The sequence below is a fragment of the Pseudoalteromonas sp. T1lg88 genome (assembly GCF_002964765.1).
In the GTDB taxonomy this organism is placed as follows: Bacteria; Pseudomonadota; Gammaproteobacteria; order Enterobacterales; family Alteromonadaceae; genus Pseudoalteromonas.
Genome location: NZ_PQCF01000018.1, coordinates 121,678 through 140,720 on the forward strand (window position 1 = coordinate 121,678; position 19,043 = coordinate 140,720).

The following is a 19,043-nucleotide window of genomic DNA, read 5'->3' on the forward strand; positions in this document are numbered from 1 at the left end:
AGAGAACAAAAATGGCAAATTTATTTTCCCTAGAGGGCAAAGTAGTCCTAGTAACAGGTGCAAGCCGTGGTATTGGTAAAGCAGTTGCTGAGCAATTGGTTGCGCAGGGCGCAAAAGTTGCGGGCACGGCAACCAGCGACGGTGGTGCTGAGAAGATCTCTGCTTACCTTGGTGAGAACGGCAAGGGTTATAAGCTAAACGTGACCGATGCCGAGTCAATCGAAGCAACTTTGGCGGCGATTAAAGCAGATCTGGGTGACATAGATGTATTGGTAAACAATGCCGGTATCACCCGCGATAATCTGCTAATGCGCATGAAAGACGACGAATGGCAGGATATTATCGATACTAACCTATCGTCTATCTTCCGCCTGTCAAAAGCCGTATTGCGTCCTATGATGAAGAAAAAGTCGGGCCGTATCATCAACATAGGTTCTGTTGTGGGCACCATGGGTAACGCTGGTCAGGCCAACTATGCTGCTGCGAAAGCGGGCGTAATTGGTTTTTCTAAGTCGTTGGCTCGTGAAGTGGCCTCACGTGGTATCACGGTGAACGTTGTTGCTCCTGGCTTTATCCAAACCGATATGACAGACGAGCTAACCGAAGAGCAAAAGGCGGCAACGCTTGCCAATGTACCGGCTGGTCGTCTTGGTCAACCGAATGAAATTGCAGCGGCTGTATGCTATTTGGCGTCTGACGCCGCGGCGTACGTTTCCGGCGAAACTCTGCACGTTAACGGCGCGATGTATATGGTTTAAGGCTCTATCGGGGCCAAAAAAGGTCACAAAAACTCGACTAAAAAGATTGAAGTTTTTGTGATCTTGCTTTAAACATACTTGAAATCGCTGTGAAAATGGGCGATAAAAGTGCAACTTTACTTTGATACAGGTTTGACCAGAGAAAAAACTCAGGGCAAATCCTTGAATCAGACAAATATGCTGCGTAAACTACGCCGCAATCTGAAAAAATAACGCAGTAGCGTTTAAATAAAGGAAAGAAGAATGAGCGACATCCAAGAACGCGTAAAGAAAATCATCGTTGAGCAACTAGGTGTTAAAGAAGAAGAAGTAAAATCTGAAGCGTCTTTCGTTGATGATCTAGGTGCGGACTCTCTTGATACTGTTGAGCTAGTAATGGCGCTAGAAGAAGAATTTGATACTGAGATCCCAGACGAAGAAGCTGAGAAGATCACTACAGTTCAAGCTGCTATCGATTACGTTACAGCTCACGCTGAGTAATCAACGCATTTCTTTTAAGGGCAGCATCCGCTGCCCTTAGTCTATCTGAGACCCCCATCTTTTATTCCCTTTTTGGAGGACACCGTGGCTAAACGTCGAGTCGTAGTTACTGGCTTAGGTATGCTTACGCCGCTGGGTAATGATGTAGCGTCAACCTGGCAGGGCTTATTGAATGGTCAAAGTGGCATAGGTGCTATAACCCATTTCGATACAACAGATTTTGGTACCAAATTTGCTGGTTTAATCAAAGATTTTGATGCCGAAGCATACATGGCGAAAAAAGATGCCAAGAAAATGGATTTGTTTATCCAATATGGTATCGCCGCTGGTATTCAAGCCTTAGATGATTCAGGCTTGGAAGTGACCGAAGCCAATGCCGACCGTATTGGTGTTGCTGTGGGCTCAGGGATCGGTGGTTTAACACTGATCGAAGAAAACCATGAAAAACTTTTAAATGTTGGGCCGCGCAAGTTGTCGCCATTTTATGTGCCGTCAACCATCATTAATATGATCTCAGGTCACCTTTCTATTATGAAGGGCCTGCGTGGACCGAACATTTCTATCGTTACCGCCTGTACAACCGGCCTGCACAACATTGGCCATGCGGCACGAATGATCGCTTACGGCGATGCGGATGCCATGGTTGCCGGTGGTGCTGAGAAAGCATCTACGCCTATGGGCATGGGTGGCTTCAGTGCGGCGCGTGCCTTGTCAACGCGCAACGACAACCCGCAAGCGGCGTCACGCCCTTGGGATAAAGACCGTGACGGTTTTGTACTGTCTGACGGTGCCGGTGTTGTGGTTCTTGAAGAGTATGAACACGCCAAAGCACGTGGTGCGAAGATTTATGCCGAGCTTGTTGGTTTCGGTATGAGTGGTGACGCTTATCATATGACCTCGCCGCCAGAAGATGGCGCCGGTGCGGCACTTGCTATGGCTAACGCTATTAAAGATGCAGGCATCAATGCTGAGCAAGTGGGTTACATCAATGCTCACGGTACTTCAACACCTGCGGGTGATAAGGCCGAAACCAGTGCGGTTAAGAGCATCTTTGGCGCCGCTGCCGACAAAGTGATGGTAGGCTCGTCTAAGTCTATGATGGGTCACCTGCTAGGTGCTGCCGGTTCGGTAGAATCAATCATCACGGTACTGTCGCTACAAGACCAAAAAGTATCACCAACCATCAACCTGGATAACCCGGATGAAGGCTGTGATCTGGATTACATTGCCCACACTGCGCGTGATGTAAAACTAGACTATGCGCTGTGTAACTCGTTTGGTTTCGGTGGCACTAACGGCTCACTGCTATTTAAAAAGATCTAACAGTGAAATCAACTGCCTACCAGCGTAGACCAAGTTAGGACTAAGCTGGTAACATAAGCTCGGTTATGACCGAGCTTTTTTTATGACTAAAACTATTATAAATGGCCAGCCGGGGCACCTAATCAATATTAATGACCGCGGTTTAAACTACGGCGATGGTTTTTTTACTACGGCCAAAGTGGTCGACGCCAAGGTGCAACTATGGCCCTTACACCGTGCTCGTCTAAGTGAATGTGCCCGTCGTTTAGGCTTTGGGGATTTGGACTTTGCCGCCCTTGAGCAGGACGTGGCGCAGCTGCTCAATAGCCGCGAAAACGCCCTTGATGAGCCGGCGGTCCTTAAGGTGCTCTACACCCGTGGCAGTGGTGGGCGAGGTTATGCGCCTCCGAGTGATGTTCAGCCTACGCGCATACTTAGCTTGTTGCCTTATCCCGATGCATACCGAGAGATAGCGCAAAAAGGCCTGAGTCTTGCGGTGGCCAAAACACGGTTAGGGCAACAGCCTTTATTGGCCGGTCTAAAAACCCTCAATCGTCTTGAGCAAGTCTTTATCAAGCAAGAAGCGGCGCAGCAAAACAGCGACGATTTGTTGGTATTAGACACCACAGACAAGGTGATAGAAACATCCAGCGCAAATCTGCTGATGTATAAGCAGGGGCAGTGGTACACACCAAGCCTAGATCAGGCCGGAGTGCAGGGCGTGTATTTAGCCCATCTGCAAGAGCGTATGCCGGTGATCAGTTGTCAGCTCAATTTGGCCCAGGTATTGTCGATGGATGCGGTGTTTTGCTGTAATAGCCTGATGGGCTTGGTGCCCATTACCCGCATCGCTCACCATGATTTTAATTTGGATGTCGCTCATAGCCTGCTAGCAAAACAAGGGATCAAGATATGATAAGGGTCATTGTCGGCGTTGTATTGCTGGCGTTAGTACTTACTTCTGCTGGATATTATCAATTGCGTCAAGCCATGCTAGCGCCCTTTAATATTGAGCACACCCAATTAGTTGAAATTCCAAGCGGCACTGGTTTCAACCAGTTATGCCGTCAGTGGCAGCAAAAACAATGGGTCGAAGAGTGTTGGCCGCTGCAGGTGCTCGCCAAGCTCGATCCCACTCTGACCGATTTAAAAGCCGGCGTGTATCAGTTGGTACCGGGCACAGCGCTTGGTGCCTTTAGACAGATAAGTCAGGGTCAGGAGCATGAATTCAGCTTCACCATTATCGAAGGTGACAACCTGCGTCAGGTATTGGCACGATTGGCCCAGTCCGCATATGTGAGCGCGCCATTGCAATGGGGCGATAGCTTTATCGACCAGCCCTTGGATGAGCGTTTCGAGGGTAAGTTGTTCCCCGACACCTATCATTACCATGCTCATGAAGATGCCGAGCAGATCCTAATGCGCGCCTACAATAAAATGGAATCGCAGTTAGCCCAGATCTGGCAGCAACGTGACGAGAGCACGCCACTGAAAAGCGCTTATGAAGCCTTGATCTTGGCGTCTATTATTGAAAAGGAAACCGGTGTGGCCGGCGAGCGCGCCTTGATTGCATCCGTGTTCGTAAATCGTTTAAACAAGGGTATGCGTTTGCAAACGGATCCCACAGTGATCTATGGGATCGGTCCGGATTTCGATGGCAATATTACCCGTGCCCATTTACGCCAGACGACGCCTTACAATACCTACCGTATCCATGGCCTGCCGCCGACGCCTATTGCCATGCCATCGCGCAAAGCGCTCTTAGCAGCTGTGCAACCGGCACAGTCGGACTATTATTATTTCGTCGCCAAAGGCGATGGCAGTCATCAATTTTCCAAGCAACTCGCGGAGCATAACCGCGCCGTGCGCCAGTATCAGTTAAGAAGAGCAAATGACAGCTAAGTTTATTGTGATTGAAGGCCTTGAAGGCAGTGGCAAGTCCACCGCCATGAAGGTCTGTGCCGAGCTATTAAAGAATGCCGGCATTGACTTTATCACCACGCGGGAGCCGGGCGGTACGCCTGTGGCCGAGCAATTGCGCAGTGTGGTAAAGGAATGTCAGGGTGAGCAAATCAGCACCCAAACCGAATTGCTGCTTATGTATGCGGCGCGCTCTCAGTTGCTTGAAAATGTGATCCGCCCGGCCCTGACACAGGGCACCTGGGTGCTGGGCGACCGCCATGACTTATCGTCTCAGGCCTATCAGGGCGGTGGCCGAGAAGTTGACGCCGAGGTGATGAGTTTTCTTGGCAAATATGTATTAGACGGGCTGCGCCCGGACTTGACCTTGTATCTGGATATCGACCCGGCGTTGGGCCTTGAGCGTGCCCGAGGCCGTGGTGAGCTGGATCGCATCGAACAAGAAGACCTGTCGTTTTTTGTCCGCACCCGAGAGCGTTATCTGGCTTTGGCGCACGCGGATGACAGCATATATATTATCGATGCCAGTCAAAGCATGGAGCAGGTGCATCAGGCCCTTGCCGATGTACTTGTGCCCTTTATTGCGGAGCAATAATGTATCCCTGGCTTAGCACAGTACAGCAACAATATGCCCAACAGCAGCAGCAAGGGCGATTGCACCATGCCCACCTGCTATACGGCGCTGAAGGTGTGGGAAAACGCGCCTTGGCCGAGCAGCTCAGTCAGGCGCTGCTGTGCGAACAACCGCTGCAGATGCAGCCCTGCGGCCAATGTAAGGGCTGTAAGCTAATCGCTGCTGGCACCCATCCGGATTTACTTATGCTCAGCGGCGATGGCAGCAGCATAGGCGTGGATGCCATACGTGCGATCAGCGACTTTATCCAACACAGTGCCCAGCAAGGCGGCGCCAAATGCGTGATTATTCCCAATGCCCAGCGTATGACGGTAGCGGCGAGTAATGCCTTGCTGAAAACCTTGGAAGAGCCCAATAATCATTGTTATTTATGGTTATTAAGTCCAGGCACCGCCAATTTATCGGCCACCATCTTGAGTCGCTGTGCTAAGCAACAGATCACGGTGCAGGACAATGAAGCCTTGGATACCTGGCTGCAGAATCATGCCTCGTTGGCGATACAGCAGCCCTTTGCCGTACATTTTAAAACTCAGCCCTTGTTATTACGCCAATGGCAGGAAAACGATGAACTAGGGCAAATCCAAACCTTATACCAGGCGCTGTATGAACAGCAATTGGCGGGTGACGAACAAAAGCTGGTTGATATTTTGGCGCAAAACTCACAATATATTGCTATCTTTAGGCTGTTCGTCAGCCAGTTTTTATTACATAAGTCTCAGCAGGGGTTAAGCTTTACGGCTTTTGAACGCTGTTATAGGCAATTACAACACTTTAGTGAGCAGGTAACGCAAACCCCAGGGCTAAATATGTCCTTAGCACTGGCAAAGCTGTTGCGTGTATTAAAGCAAGAATTAGGATAACAAAGGAGCCGTTGTGCAAGAGTTACTTGTAGAATTAGACGATCTGGACGAATTATATCGTTGTTATATGCCTTATCTAAAAACCGGTGGTTTGTTTGTACGCACAAACATGAGCTATGAAATGGGTCAGTCTTTGGCGCTGCGCGTGAGTCTACCCAATTCCCTCGAAGAAGAGGTGGTAACAGGCAAGGTAGTATGGGTGACGCCCATTGGTGCTCAGAGCTCCAACCCGCCGGGTATCGGCATTGGCTTCGTAGATGATAAAGTGCATCTGCGTGATAAAATCGAAAAGCAGCTCGGAACCATGCTAAACTCCGGACATCCCACGTACACCATGTAAGGCCTTCGGCCTTACATTCATATTGCAGTAACACATGATTGTAGACTCCCACTGCCACCTGGATAGGTTGGATTTCGATAAGCTTGGTCAAGACTTGCCAAGTGTATTAGCTCAGGCACGCGCCAAAGATGTTGAACACTTCTTATGTGTCAGCGTGACCTTGCAGCAGTTTCCACAAATGTTGGAAAAAATCGCCGCTTTTGATGATGTTTCCGCTTCCTGCGGTGTGCATCCTTTAGACCAAAAAGATGCCTTGGATATCGACCTGCTGCGCCGTTTGGCGGTGCATGATAAGGTGGTTGCCATAGGTGAAACCGGGCTAGATTACTACTACAGCGGCGACACCAAACAGGTGCAGCAAGACAGCTTTGTCGGTCATATTCAGGTGGCCAATGAGCTTAATAAACCGCTGATCATTCATACCCGAGATGCCAAAGCCGACACCATTAATTTGATGCGTGAGCATAATGCTGAGCGCTGCGGTGGCGTCTTGCATTGCTTTACCGAAGACCTGGATATGGCTAAAAAGGCCATGGATCTAGGCTTTTATATTTCCATTTCAGGTATAGTCACTTTCCGCAATGCAGAGCAATTGCGGGATGTGGTCAAACAGGTGCCTTTGGATCGCTTGCTTATTGAAACCGACTCACCCTATTTAGCGCCGGTGCCGCATCGGGGTAAAACCAATCAACCGGCCTATGTGCAGGATGTGGCCTACTTTATTGCCGACCTCAAAGGGGTGAGTTATAAAGAGCTGGCCAGCGCAACAACGGATAACTTTTATCGTTTGTTTAACGGTATCAACAGGCGTTAAGGATTGATGGGGCCAATATTGTGACAGAACTTCCTCTGCTGCTGCTTGGCCCTTTGCTACGGCGCGCCGAGCCCGAGCTTATTCGTCTGCAACTGGCGACCTCTAAGGCGATTAACCCAAGATTAGAGCTCAGCGGGGTCGAGCTTTATCAGCAGGTGGATATGTGTCGCTTGGGCGAGCATTTATACCTTTACAACCTGACCATAACGCCCGTCAACGGCACCTTTGTAAGCGATCTTGCCATTGCCTACGAGTTGTTTGATGGCCTAGAGCGCATCGATTTAAATGCGTTTTGCTACCCAGGCCAAGCCAGCCCGACCTTATTAATACCCCAGCTATTACACTCAGTGCTGCACGGCTCTTGTCGCAATCCCCATCATTATAGTGACGATGCCCTGGTGCAAGCCGATGCCTTACTGGCACGCTCAATGGAGCACGGCAGTGAGACTCAGCGTCCGCAGCTGCTCCTGCTCTCTGGTGATCAGGTGTATGCCGATGATGTGGCGGGTCCCATGTTAATGGCGATTCATCAGTTGATTGCTAAGCTGGGGATTTACACCGAATCGGCGCCACTGTTAGCTGTGAGCGAGCAGGTTGTGGATGAGCTCTATAGGCGCGCCGAGTTGCTGCCGAAAACCCCTTGGCAGCAGCTGTCAAAGTGGCATAGCGGCTATTGGCTGCGCAAAGACGAGGCGCACTTTAGCAGCATTAAAAGTGCCAACCATTTAATCCACTTTGAAGAGTTTATTGCTCTGTACTTGTTGAGCTTTAGCGCTGCGAGTTGGCAATTGGTCGACTTTGCCCGCTTAGATCTTGCCGCCGAGCACCCTCAGCATGCCCAGTTTAGCGCCGAGCGTGAGCATTTGCGTAAATTTGCCGCCAGTCAGGCTCGAGTGGCGCGGCTGTTGGCCCATACCAGTACCTTAATGATCTTTGACGATCATGACGTTACCGATGACTGGAACCTCACCGCCAATTGGGAGCAAGCTGTGTATACCCATGGCGCCAGCCGCGGCATTATTTGTAATGCCATGTTGGCGTATGCTCTGTTTCAGGGCTGGGGAAACACGGATGCGAAACAGGACTGGCCATTTTTCTCCTTGCTCAATAGCGCCTCGCGAGAGAATCACTGGCACTTGAAGGACGTGTATAAGCCCTTACTGCATTACGACTACTGGCATTATGAGCTTCCCACCGTACCTAAGGTGGTGGTGCTCGATACTCGCACCCATAGATGGCGTAATGAGCAGGACTTTAATGAGCCCTCGGGCTTATTGGACTGGGAGCGATTACTCGAGCTGGAGAGCACCCTGGAAGGATGTGACAAGGTCTTGCTGGTTTCTGCCGCCCCCGTATTTGGGGTTAAGTCTATTGAGGCGATACAGGCGCTCTTTACCTTGTGCGGCAAGCCGCTGATGGTGGATTGTGAAAACTGGATGGCCCATGAAGGCTCGGCGAAAAAGTTACTCGATATCTTCCGGCGTTTAGAGACACCGGTAGAAACCATTATTCTCTCCGGCGATGTGCATTACTCCTTTTGCTTTTCAGTAAAGGCGCGCTTTGGTGAGCGTGATAACCGTATTTGGCAGCTGACCGCCAGTGGCATTAAAAATGAATTTCCTCGTAAGCTGATTAACTTTTTGGATAGGCTCGACTCCATACTCTATTCGCCGCGCAGCCCCTTGAATATGTTTACTAAACGTTGGCAAATGAAGGTCGATAAGCACGATACCACCACGGGTCCGCAAAAGCATTTGGTGAGCCAGGCAGCGATCAGCCTGATTGAGTTGGAGCAGGGTGAGCTGAGTCGCTATCGCTTGCTACACAGTGATGGCAGCTGCACCGAGTATGAACTCGATTAAGGACGCAGAAACGCCGCAATAATTTCTCGCAACAGCTTGAAGTTTATTGTGAAAATTTAAAAGTGGAATAAAAAACGCCCAGGACGAATCCGCATTGTCCTGGGCCTAGGGGAATGGCTCTTGATGAGCCGTGCGCTAACTAAATAAACTGTTCACATTCGTACGGGAGAAGCGAAAGTCTTCTTAATTGTAGTTAACACACTGCAAAAAGTGAAATAAATGAACAAGATTAAAATGCATTTAAAACAGTGTGTTACTGGTCTTTGTGAAAAACTGTAAAAATAACTGGTGTTTTTTTATACCCCTTATACCCAAGTTATACCCAAGTTATTAACCGCCCATCCAGCACCAGATCCCGAGCCAGGGAGTTTTTTATTTTATTCTTCTGCACTTACCAAGACCGACACTGGCCCCATTTAAGCGGATGATCACCTCGCCTTGAGCCGCACTTGGCTCGCTTAGGCGCACATCTTTGCCATTAAAGTAGTCGGCGCCTTGCTCGGCAGTTAATTCAATGATGTTTTTGTTGGCCAGTTTACCTAGGCAACTGCCAAATTCATGTTCAAGACGCACGCCATTTTTGTGTGTGGTGCCGATCAAGATACCGATGCGGGAGTATTTAACCGCCTCAAACAACTGCACACTCTCCGCATCCGGGAACAACCAGACTTCCTTATCACGGCTATACACAGTGCCGGGTAAGGCTTTTATCCCAAACTGCTTTTTAAGATACTGCATAAATTCTTGCAGTTGTTTCGCTGGCATTGGCGCAAAAGGGAAGGCGCCTTTTTTACGTTTCGGCTCGCTGACCGCTTTGGCTCCGGTTTTCTTAAACTTGGCAATAAAGAAACCTTCGCTGTCGAACAGCTGTGGCCAGATATGCAGATAGCCTTCCTGTGTCGCCGCTTTTTCTGCGCCGGTAAACAAATCATTCAGCGGCTCTACTTCGATTAAGCCATCAAACTCGTCGAGCAGGTACTGGCACACCGTCTGATTTTCTACCGGAGTCAGAGTACAGGTGGAATAAACCAAGGTGCCGCCAACCTTAAGGGCATGGAAAGCACTTTTGATCAGCGATTTCTGTACCTCGGCGATATCGATATTCGATTGCAACGACCAGTTTTTTAACGCATCGGCATCTTTACGCACCGTGCCTTCGCCGGAGCATGGGGCATCCAATAAAATGGCGTCGAACATCTCCGGCATATAATCGCCAAATACGGCGCCATCAAAATGCGTGAGCCCAACATTATGGGCGCCGACGCGTTTAAGGGTAGCGCTCAGTGCCTTTAAACGTGACGAGGAATATTCGTTGGCGACTAAGAAGCCCTCATTATCAAGCATGGCCACTAACTGTGAGGTTTTACTGCCTGGGGCCGCAGCCATATCCAGTACTGTATGGGTAACGCCAAAGGCATTGTTCAAGGTTTCTTTTAAGGCGGTAGGTGGCAGCATGGAGCTGGCCTCTTGTACATAGATGCAGCCACTTAAGTGCAAATCGGTTTTGCCCAAAGGCAGGGCCTCTTCTTCCTGCTCGGGGCGCTCTAACCAATAACCTTCTTCACACCAGGGCACCTGGACTATTTGCCAGTTGCGCTCACTACATACTTGCTCAAACTCCTCGGTCGACATCTTTAGCGTATTAACCCGCACCGCACGTTTTAGCGGGGTTTGGCAGGCGTTAATAAAGTCTTCTAGTTCAAGGTGATCGGGCAAATAGCTTTTAACATCTTCAATAAAAGCATCAGGGATATAGGTGTTGATGTTCATAGATAGGGTAATGACGGGCAAATAATCTAGGCATAGTGTATCGCATCACCATAGTGAATGCCGATGTTTTTAAAGTGTCGACATTTTTGTTTCAATTTTACACAAAGTGCTAACTTCAGCCGGTATAAACAGGATTTATGTCGACAATATAAGGTGGCTACGGTTGACAATATCCCCATCCTCTCCCATAGTAGGTGCCAAGATTGTCGACAATTTGAGAAAGGCGTGAGCAATCAATCCGTGACTAATGAATCAATAGAACCGCAAAACCAGGTGACAACCGCAGTAGACCAAGTCTTTGTGGAGCTGCGCCGCGCCATCGTCGAGGGAGACGTGGCACAGGGGTCGAAAATTTCCGAGCCGGAATTGGCAAAACGCTATGGTGTATCGCGCGCCACCCTGCGCGATGCCTTAAACCGTTTAGAAGCCTGCAACCTGGTTGAGCGCAAAGCCAATGTCGGTTGTCGCGTGGTGGCCTTGACGCCGGAGCGCCTTATCGAGGTGTATCAGGTGCGTGCCGCCCTCGAAGGTTTGGCCTGTCGGCTTGCCGCGCAGAACATGAGCGACGAGGAAATTGCCAATATTAAAGCCTTGTTAAACAAGCATCTTAATGAGCAACGAGTGAAAGAGGGGGAGTCCTATTACCAAGAGGCTGGCGACCTGGATTTTCACTATCGCATCATTAAGGGTTCAAAAAACGAGCACCTATTTAATTTGCTAATTCACGATTTATATCAGCTTATTCGCATGTACCGAGTGCAAATGGGGATGACGGGCCCTCGAGTTTCCAAAGCATTTGACGAACATTTGGCTATTATTAACGCCATTGAAAATCGTGATGGCGAATTGGCTGAGATGTTGATGAAGCGACATATCAGCTATTCAATGAATAACATAGAAAATAAATTTAACGCGGCGCAATAACCGCAACCGTTCACAGAGCAGGAGTTTACAATGTCCGCAGGAAAAAAATTTAGAGACGCATTAACAGCCAATCAGCCATTGCAGATTGTCGGCACTATCAATGCTTACTGTGCCATGATGGCTAAACAACTAGGCCATCAGGCTATTTATCTGTCCGGTGGTGGCGTGGCCAACGCCTCATACGGTCTGCCTGACTTAGGTATGACTTCATTGAACGATGTGATTGCCGATGTACAGCGTATTACCTCGGCCTGCGACTTACCGCTAATGGTGGATATCGACACGGGTTGGGGCGGTGCATTTAACATTGCCAAGACCATCCGCGATATGGAAAAAGCCGGTGCCGCTGCGGTGCACATCGAAGACCAGGTGGCGCAAAAGCGCTGTGGTCACCGTCCAAATAAAGAAATCGTTCCCGTTGAAGAAATGGTCGACCGTATTAAAGCGGCGGTAGATGCCCGTACCGACCCAGATTTCTTCATCATGGCTCGTACCGACTCATTTGCCCAAGAAGGCTTAGAAGCCGCTATTGCACGTGCCAAGGCTTATGTGGCCGCCGGTGCCGACGGTATCTTTGCCGAAGCGGTACAAACCGAAGAGCATTACCGCGCCTTTGCCGACGCCTTAGACGTGCCAATCCTTGCGAACATCACCGAGTTCGGTAAAACCGAATTGTGGAACTGCAAAGAGCTAGGCGAGTGGGGTGTGGACATGGTGCTTTACCCATTGTCGGCATTCCGTGCCATGAACAAGGCGGCAGAAAACGTATACAAATCGATTCTGGCTAACGGCGATCAAAAAGCCGTAATAGACACCATGCAAACTCGTATGGAGCTGTACGATTATCTTGGCTATCACGAATACGAACAAAAACTCGATGCCCTTTTTGCCGAAGGCAAGAATAAGTAACCGAGTTTCAACAGGAAAAATTCAGGAGAATTATTATGGTAGATAAAGCATTAGGTGGCGCGGGTCTGCGCGGTCAAGAAGCGGGTCAAACAGCCCTTTGTACGGTAGGTAAAACAGGTTCAGGCCTGACTTATTGTGGTTATGACATCAGCGAGCTGGCGGATAAAGTACAGTTCGAAGAAGTGGCCTTTTTACTTTCGCGCGGTGAGCTACCTACCGCAGGTGAATTGGTTGAATACAAAGCCAAGCTTAAATCACTGCGCGGCCTACCGGCGGCACTTAAAACAGTGCTAGAAGCCATTCCAAAAGATGCGCACCCAATGGATGTGATGCGTACCGGCTGTTCTATGCTGGGTAACCTGGAAATGGAAACCGATTTCGACCAGGCCAATGATGCCATCGATCGCATGGTTGCTATTTTCCCAAGCATCATCTGTTACTGGTACCGCTTTAGCCACGATGGCGTGCGCATTGACGTTGAAACCGATGACGATTCGGTGGGCGCTCACTTCCTACATCTGTTACACGACAAAGCGCCATCGCAGTTGTTTGCAGACGTGATGAATGTGTCTTTGATTCTCTATGCAGAGCACGAGTTTAACGCCTCAACCTTCACCGCTCGCGTATGTGCGTCAACCCTGTCTGACATTCATTCATGCGTAACCGGTGCTATCGGTTCACTGCGTGGTCCATTGCACGGTGGTGCTAACGAAGCGGCGATGGAACTGATTGAGCGTTTCAGCAATGCCGATGAAGCCGAGCAGGAGCTGATGGGCATGCTTGAGCGCAAAGAGAAGATCATGGGCTTCGGTCATGCGATTTACCGTGAAAGCGATCCGCGTAATGTGATCATCAAAAAATGGTCAGAGCGTTTGGCTCAAGAGGTAGGCGATGATGTGCTTTACCCTGTGTCTGTACGTTGTGAAGAAGTGATGTGGCGCGAGAAGAAGCTATTCTGTAATGCCGATTTCTTCCACGCTTCGGCCTATCACTTTATGGGCATTCCAACCAAATTGTTTACGCCTATCTTTGTAATGAGTCGCGTAACGGGCTGGACTGCACACGTGAAAGAGCAGCGTGCTAACAACCGTATTATCCGCCCAAGTGCGGGTTATATCGGCCCAGAAGCGCGCCCTGTACCTGAGCTAAGCGAGCGCTAAGCCACGGCTTAGCCACCTTGCCTGTCGGTGCGGCACATTCGTTGGCGCACCACATCCATTCGCAATGTAGAGATGATTATGAATACCCAATACCGTAAGACGCTGCCGGGCTCAGAGCTGGTTTATTACGATACCCGAGCGGCCGTTGATGCAATCGAACCTGGCGCCTACGATGGCTTGCCTTATACCTCTAAAGTGCTTGCCGAGAACCTGGTTCGCCGTTGTAACCCAGACGATTTAACGCAAAGCCTAGAGCAACTTATTTATCGTAAGCGCGAGCATGATTTCCCTTGGTTCCCGGCCCGCGTGGTTTGTCACGATATTCTTGGTCAAACGGCGCTGGTGGATCTTGCCGGTCTGCGTGATGCCATTGCTGCCAAAGGCGGCGATCCGGCCAAGGTAAACCCCGTGGTACCGACCCAATTGATCGTTGACCACTCGTTGGCGGTCGAAGCACCGGGCTTTGACCCAGACGCGTTTGAAAAGAACCGTGCCATTGAAGACCGTCGTAACGAAGACAGATTCCACTTTATTAACTGGACCAAAACAGCGTTTAAAAACGTTGATGTGATCCCGCCGGGTAACGGCATCATGCACCAGATCAACCTGGAGAAGATGTCGCCGGTGATCCAGGTACGTGATGGCGTCGCCTTCCCGGATACCCTGGTAGGTACCGACAGTCATACCCCGCATGTTGATGCGCTGGGCGTAATCGCCGTGGGTGTAGGTGGTCTTGAAGCCGAAAGCGTGATGCTGGGTCGTGCCTCTTACATGCGCCTGCCGGACATTATTGGTGTTGAGTTGACGGGTAAGCCGCAGCCGGGCATTACCGCCACAGATATCGTACTGGCGCTGACCGAATTCCTACGTAAAGAGCGTGTGGTTTCAAGTTACCTTGAATTCTTCGGAGAGGGTGCCTCGCATCTGACTCTGGGCGATCGTGCCACCATCTCGAATATGACACCGGAATACGGTGCCACGGCGGCCATGTTCTATATCGATGAGCAAACTATCGACTATTTGAAACTGACTGGCCGTGAAGACGAGCAGGTGAAGCTGGTTGAACAGTACGCCAAAGAAACTGGTTTGTGGGCCGATGCCATGACGGGTGCGAAATACGAGCGCGTATTAAGCTTTGATTTGTCCTCTGTGGGTCGTAATCTGGCCGGTCCATCAAACCCGCATGCCCGTTTAGCGACGGCGGACTTGCAAGCCCGTGGTATCGCCAAGCATGTTGAGCAAGAAGAGGGCCTGATGCCGGATGGCGCGGTCATTATCGCCGCTATCACCAGCTGTACCAATACCTCTAACCCGCGCAACGTGATTGCCGCAGCCTTGTTAGCCCGTAACGCCAACAAGTTTGGCTTAGTGCGCAAGCCTTGGGTGAAAACCTCACTGGCACCGGGTTCAAAAGCGGTAAAACTTTATTTAGAAGAAGCGAACCTTCTTCCTGAGCTGGAAGCCCTGGGCTTTGGCGTAGTGGGTTTTGCCTGTACCTCATGTAACGGCATGAGTGGCGCGTTAGACCCGAAAATCCAGCAAGAAGTGATCGAGCGCGACCTTTACGCGACGGCGGTACTCTCAGGTAACCGTAACTTTGACGGCCGTATCCACCCCTATGCTAAACAGGCCTTCCTGGCCTCACCGCCATTGGTGGTGGCGTATGCCATTGCCGGTACTATACGTTTCGATATCGAAAAAGATGCCCTGGGATATGATAAGCAAGGTCAGCCTATTACCTTGAAGGATCTATGGCCAAGCGACGAAGAAATCGATGCGGTTATTGCCAAGAGCGTGAAGCCAGAGCACTTCCGTCAGGTGTACGAACCCATGTTCGATTTAGACGTGGATTACGGTGAAAAGAACAATCCACTGTATGACTGGCGCGAAATGAGCACCTATATTCGTCGTCCACCTTATTGGGAAGGGGCGCTTGCGGCACCACGTACCATGAAAGACATGCGTCCACTGGCGGTGCTAGGTGACAACATCACCACCGACCACTTGTCACCATCGAATGCGATTCTGGCCAGCAGTGCGGCCGGCGAATACCTGGCGAAAATGGGTCTGCCTGAAGAAGACTTTAACTCGTACGCCACGCACCGTGGTGACCACCTAACGGCGCAACGTGCCACCTTCGCAAACCCTAAGCTGTTTAACGAAATGGTGCGCGATGAAAACGGTGAGGTGAAGCAAGGTTCACTGGCGCGTATTGAGCCAGAAGGCCAGGTTACTCGTATGTGGGAAGCCATTGAAACCTATATGGAGCGTAAGCAACCGCTATGTATCGTTGCCGGTGCCGACTATGGTCAGGGTTCAAGCCGTGACTGGGCAGCCAAAGGCGTTCGCCTAGCGGGTGTGGAAGTGATCATCGCCGAAGGTTTCGAGCGTATTCACCGTACCAACTTGATTGGCATGGGTGTGTTACCTCTGGAGTTTAAAGCGGGTGAAAACCGTAAGACCTTTAACCTTGATGGTAGCGAGACCTATACGGTGTTAGGCGAGCCAGCACCGGGTGCGGATATGCAAGTGCAGATCACCCGCGCCAATGGTGAACAGCTGACTATTACCACCAAATGTCGCCTTGATACCCAAGAGGAATTGTCCATCTACAGTGCAGGCGGTGTATTGCAACGCTTTGCGCAGGACTTCCTTGAAGGCTCAGTATAAATTGCAGAAGGTGAGAGCCCATTTTTAGAGGTGGGATCTCACCTTTTTTTGAGGTTAATAATGACACAACAGCTAAAAATACCGGCAACCTATATGCGCGGAGGCACCAGTAAAGGGGTGTTCTTTGCACTGCATGACTTGCCTGCACAAGCGCAGCAGCCGGGCGCCTATCGTGATGCCTTGCTTTTGCGCGTCATCGGCAGCCCGGATCCGTACGGCAAACATACCGATGGCATGGGTGGGGCGACATCCAGTACCAGTAAAACGGTGATCTTATCGAAAAGCGATAAGGCGGATCATGATGTTGACTACCTGTTTGGCCAGGTTGCTATTGATAAGCCGTTTATCGATTGGAGCGGTAACTGTGGCAACCTAACCGCTGCGGTGGGTGCCTTTGCCATTAATAATGGCTTGGTGGATGCGTCACGCATTTGTGAAAATGGCATCACCGAAGTGCGGATCTGGCAGGCCAATATTCACAAAACCATTGTCGCTCATGTGCCTATGTGTGATGGCTTGGTGCAAGAGCTTGGTGACTTTGAACTCGATGGTGTGACCTTTCCCGCCGCTGAGGTGAAGGTCGACTTCTTATCGCCTGTAGGTGATGGTGCAGTACTGCCAACGGGTAACCTGGTCGATACCTTAGTGGTGCCGGGCGAGGGCGAGCTACAGGCAAGTTTTATCAATGCCGGTATCCCTACTATTTTCGTGAATGCCAGCGAGCTGGGTTACAGCGGGGCAGAGCTGCAGGACGATATCAATAATGATGAGCAGGCCTTAGCACGCTTTGAGCGTATTCGTGCTTATGGTGCAGTGCAAATGGGGCTGATCAGTGATATTGAAGAGGCGAAAACGCGCCAGCATACGCCGAAAATCGCCATGGTGGCACCGGCAAGCAGCTATGTGGCATCCAGCGGCAAGCGCATTGATGCGGCAGATATAGATGTACAGGTTCGCGCCTTGTCCATGGGTAAGCTGCACCATGCCATGATGGGCACCGCCGCCGTTGCCATCGCTACCGCGGCCGCCATCGAAGGCACCTTGGTGAACCTGGCTGCAGGTGGTGTAGCACGCCAGTCGCTGACCTTTGGCCACCCTTCGGGCACGCTGCAAGTGGGTGCAGCGGTAAATATGCTTGATGGTCAGGCTGATGTGCACAGTGTCAGCATGAGCCGCAGTGCCCGCCGCTTAATGGAAGGCTGGGTGCGTGTACCAGAGCCTGAATTAGGCGAGTAGACATAAAAAAAGCCGCTTTAAGCGGCTTTTTTTATTAAAGCAGAAGGTGAATTAGACAACGCCACGCGGTAGGCGACAGTCGTGCTCTTTCTCTGCAAGCTCTTTAATCCAAAATTCTTCGGCAGTGAAACCATCTTTGTTTTCACTAACGACAGTAAAGGCAGCCTTTTTCTCAGTTGCTTTTGCCGCAGGAGCCGCTTTTTTGGTTGTTGTTTTTTTGCTTGCTTTGGCAGGAGCCTTTTCTTCTACTTTAGCGACTGTTTCTGTTTTACCAGAAGTAAGCTCTTCAGTAAGTTCAGCTACCTCAGCAAGGCGCATGTTTTTGCCGCCATCAATGCTGTACCAGCCAGGCTTGGTGGTGATTTCTGGCTTTTTGCCATTCGCCGCTTCATACGCAGCTTCAAAAGCAGCTAACACTTCTGTTTTGTCTAGTTTACTCATCAAAAGATCCTAGTCGTTAACGCAGGTTAATTTTATTACAAGTATATATTTATACCCATTTGTCCTGGGATTTTCAATTTTTTGTGGCGAAATTGCTAATTTCCTTTATTTTTTCCGCCAATGACGGGAAAATTTAGGCCTAAATTAGGTCATGAGGTGATTATGAAACGCAACGAGCTACTCGCTATTTTGAATGCCAAGCTGGCACCGGAGCAAATCAAAGACTTTTGTCCCAATGGTCTGCAGGTTGAAGGCAACGAGCATATTAAAAAAATCGTCACCGGAGTGACCGCCAGTCAGGCCTTGGTTGATAAGGCCATAGAGCTGCAAGCCGATGCCCTGGTTGTGCACCATGGCTACTTTTGGAAGGGTGAGTCGCAAGTGATCAGTGGCATGAAAAAGCGCCGCCTAAAAGCGCTGCTGGCGGCGGATATTAACCTGTTCGCCTACCACTTACCCTTGGATGTGCACCCCGAGCTAGGTAATAACGCCCAGCTTGCTAAGCTACTGGGCATCGAGATCCTGGGCGGCATGGAGCCGGGACCAGTTAGCGTGCCGGTGTGGGGTAAGCTCAACGAGCCTGTCAGTGGCGATGAATTTGCCAAGCGCATTGAATCCGTGCTCGGGCGCACGCCGCTCAGCTCTGTGGTGCGCTCTGAGGTGATTGAAACCATAGGCCTGTGTACCGGCGGTGGTCAGGGTTATATCGACTTGGCGGCGGCGCAAGGTTTGGATGCCTACCTGACCGGCGAGGCCTCGGAGCAAACCATACATAGTTCCACCGAGCAGGGCATAGATTTCTTTGCCGCCGGGCACCACGCCACCGAGCGCTATGGTGCTAAGGCGCTGGGGGAGTTTTTAGCGGATGAGTTTGGTTTGGATGTAACCTTTATTGACATCGACAATCCGGTATAAAGATTATACCAATTCACTTAAATAGCTAATCACCCTAGCGGGCTAAAT

Annotated in this window: 17 protein-coding genes and 1 pseudogene; 16 read left to right on the plus strand and 2 right to left on the minus strand. The window is 50.3% G+C overall.

The window, feature by feature from the left end; all coding sequences use genetic code 11:
- Positions 1-11: 11 nt before the first annotated feature.
- The 10 genes from fabG to C2M34_RS07110 all read left to right on the plus strand — a co-directional run bounded on the left by fabG (position 12) and on the right by C2M34_RS07110 (position 8,970).
- Positions 12-758: a 3-oxoacyl-ACP reductase FabG gene (gene fabG, locus C2M34_RS07065; RefSeq protein WP_105200470.1), complete on the plus strand. Its 747-nt coding sequence runs from the start codon at positions 12-14 to the stop codon at positions 756-758.
- A gap of 243 nt (positions 759-1,001) precedes the next feature.
- Positions 1,002-1,238: an acyl carrier protein gene (gene acpP / locus C2M34_RS07070; RefSeq protein ID WP_010374019.1), complete on the plus strand. Its 237-nt coding sequence runs from the start codon at positions 1,002-1,004 to the stop codon at positions 1,236-1,238.
- A gap of 84 nt (positions 1,239-1,322) precedes the next feature.
- Positions 1,323-2,561, plus strand: a complete 1,239-nt coding sequence (gene fabF / locus C2M34_RS07075; RefSeq protein ID WP_105200469.1) for a beta-ketoacyl-ACP synthase II — start codon at positions 1,323-1,325, stop codon at positions 2,559-2,561.
- Positions 2,562-2,643: 82 nt separating this feature from the next.
- Positions 2,644-3,456, plus strand: coding sequence for an aminodeoxychorismate lyase (pabC, locus tag C2M34_RS07080; RefSeq protein ID WP_105258414.1), 813 nt, complete (start codon positions 2,644-2,646; stop codon positions 3,454-3,456).
- Positions 3,453-4,442 carry an endolytic transglycosylase MltG gene (mltG, locus tag C2M34_RS07085; protein ID WP_105200467.1) on the plus strand — a complete coding sequence of 330 codons (990 nt, stop codon included), beginning with the start codon at positions 3,453-3,455 and terminating at the stop codon, positions 4,440-4,442. The genes pabC and mltG overlap by 4 nt, the downstream gene beginning before the upstream one ends.
- Complete coding sequence (tmk, locus tag C2M34_RS07090; protein WP_105200466.1) at positions 4,432-5,055, plus strand: dTMP kinase; 624 nt, start codon at positions 4,432-4,434, stop codon at positions 5,053-5,055. Before mltG ends, tmk begins: the two co-directional genes overlap by 11 nt.
- Positions 5,055-5,954: a DNA polymerase III subunit delta' gene (gene holB, locus C2M34_RS07095; protein WP_105258415.1), complete on the plus strand. Its 900-nt coding sequence runs from the start codon at positions 5,055-5,057 to the stop codon at positions 5,952-5,954. The genes tmk and holB overlap by 1 nt, the downstream gene beginning before the upstream one ends.
- A 13-nt stretch (positions 5,955-5,967) precedes the next feature.
- Entirely contained in the window at positions 5,968-6,294 is a 327-nt protein-coding gene (locus C2M34_RS07100; protein WP_105200464.1) for a PilZ domain-containing protein, read from the plus strand.
- Positions 6,295-6,328: 34 nt separating this feature from the next.
- Entirely contained in the window at positions 6,329-7,108 is a 780-nt protein-coding gene (locus C2M34_RS07105; RefSeq protein ID WP_105200463.1) for a TatD family hydrolase, read from the plus strand.
- 20 nt (positions 7,109-7,128) lie between these two features.
- Positions 7,129-8,970, plus strand: coding sequence for an alkaline phosphatase D family protein (locus C2M34_RS07110; protein WP_234398775.1), 1,842 nt, complete (start codon positions 7,129-7,131; stop codon positions 8,968-8,970).
- Positions 8,971-9,286: 316 nt separating this feature from the next.
- Here the strand turns inward: C2M34_RS07110 and rsmF are convergent.
- Positions 9,287-10,740: pseudogene (gene rsmF, locus C2M34_RS07115) on the minus strand (16S rRNA (cytosine(1407)-C(5))-methyltransferase RsmF).
- A 225-nt stretch (positions 10,741-10,965) separates the two neighbouring features.
- On the opposite strand from rsmF, the gene C2M34_RS07120 reads away from it, so the two are divergent.
- The 5 genes from C2M34_RS07120 to prpF all read left to right on the plus strand — a co-directional run bounded on the left by C2M34_RS07120 (position 10,966) and on the right by prpF (position 17,639).
- Positions 10,966-11,664 (plus strand): GntR family transcriptional regulator, encoded by a 699-nt coding sequence (locus tag C2M34_RS07120; protein ID WP_233999554.1) that lies wholly within the window; start codon positions 10,966-10,968, stop codon positions 11,662-11,664.
- Between the two features lie 30 nt (positions 11,665-11,694).
- Complete coding sequence (prpB, locus tag C2M34_RS07125) at positions 11,695-12,573, plus strand: methylisocitrate lyase (RefSeq protein WP_105200460.1); 879 nt, start codon at positions 11,695-11,697, stop codon at positions 12,571-12,573.
- A 35-nt stretch (positions 12,574-12,608) separates the two neighbouring features.
- Entirely contained in the window at positions 12,609-13,733 is a 1,125-nt protein-coding gene (prpC, locus tag C2M34_RS07130) for a bifunctional 2-methylcitrate synthase/citrate synthase (RefSeq protein WP_105258417.1), read from the plus strand.
- A 78-nt stretch (positions 13,734-13,811) separates the two neighbouring features.
- Positions 13,812-16,403, plus strand: coding sequence for a Fe/S-dependent 2-methylisocitrate dehydratase AcnD (gene acnD / locus C2M34_RS07135; protein ID WP_105200842.1), 2,592 nt, complete (start codon positions 13,812-13,814; stop codon positions 16,401-16,403).
- A gap of 60 nt (positions 16,404-16,463) precedes the next feature.
- Positions 16,464-17,639 (plus strand): 2-methylaconitate cis-trans isomerase PrpF, encoded by a 1,176-nt coding sequence (gene prpF / locus C2M34_RS07140; protein ID WP_442792780.1) that lies wholly within the window; start codon positions 16,464-16,466, stop codon positions 17,637-17,639.
- 51 nt (positions 17,640-17,690) lie between these two features.
- Here the strand turns inward: prpF and C2M34_RS07145 are convergent, their stop codons facing one another.
- Entirely contained in the window at positions 17,691-18,080 is a 390-nt protein-coding gene (locus C2M34_RS07145; protein ID WP_105200458.1) for a hypothetical protein, read from the minus strand.
- Between the two features lie 162 nt (positions 18,081-18,242).
- On the opposite strand from C2M34_RS07145, the gene C2M34_RS07150 reads away from it, so the two are divergent.
- The gene (locus tag C2M34_RS07150; protein ID WP_105258418.1) at positions 18,243-18,995 is read left to right on the plus strand and encodes a Nif3-like dinuclear metal center hexameric protein; all 753 of its coding nucleotides are present in this window, start codon (positions 18,243-18,245) and stop codon (positions 18,993-18,995) included.
- Positions 18,996-19,043 lie beyond the last annotated feature (48 nt).

Bases quoted from the DNA above. Each gene is read 5' to 3' on its own strand.
- holB (WP_105258415.1), top strand. From the start codon at position 5,055: ATGTATCCCTGGCTTAGCACAGTACAGCAACAATATGCCCAACAGCAG.
- C2M34_RS07150 (WP_105258418.1), top strand. From the start codon at position 18,243: ATGAAACGCAACGAGCTACTCGCTATTTTGAATGCCAAGCTGGCACCG.
- prpB (WP_105200460.1), top strand. From the start codon at position 11,695: ATGTCCGCAGGAAAAAAATTTAGAGACGCATTAACAGCCAATCAGCCA.
- fabG (WP_105200470.1), top strand. From the start codon at position 12: ATGGCAAATTTATTTTCCCTAGAGGGCAAAGTAGTCCTAGTAACAGGT.
- prpC (WP_105258417.1), top strand. From the start codon at position 12,609: ATGGTAGATAAAGCATTAGGTGGCGCGGGTCTGCGCGGTCAAGAAGCG.
- prpF (WP_442792780.1), top strand. From the start codon at position 16,464: ATGACACAACAGCTAAAAATACCGGCAACCTATATGCGCGGAGGCACC.
- tmk (WP_105200466.1), top strand. From the start codon at position 4,432: ATGACAGCTAAGTTTATTGTGATTGAAGGCCTTGAAGGCAGTGGCAAG.
- C2M34_RS07145 (WP_105200458.1), bottom strand. From the start codon at position 18,080: ATGAGTAAACTAGACAAAACAGAAGTGTTAGCTGCTTTTGAAGCTGCG.
- acnD (WP_105200842.1), top strand. From the start codon at position 13,812: ATGAATACCCAATACCGTAAGACGCTGCCGGGCTCAGAGCTGGTTTAT.
- C2M34_RS07105 (WP_105200463.1), top strand. From the start codon at position 6,329: ATGATTGTAGACTCCCACTGCCACCTGGATAGGTTGGATTTCGATAAG.
- mltG (WP_105200467.1), top strand. From the start codon at position 3,453: ATGATAAGGGTCATTGTCGGCGTTGTATTGCTGGCGTTAGTACTTACT.
- pabC (WP_105258414.1), top strand. From the start codon at position 2,644: ATGACTAAAACTATTATAAATGGCCAGCCGGGGCACCTAATCAATATT.
- acpP (WP_010374019.1), top strand. From the start codon at position 1,002: ATGAGCGACATCCAAGAACGCGTAAAGAAAATCATCGTTGAGCAACTA.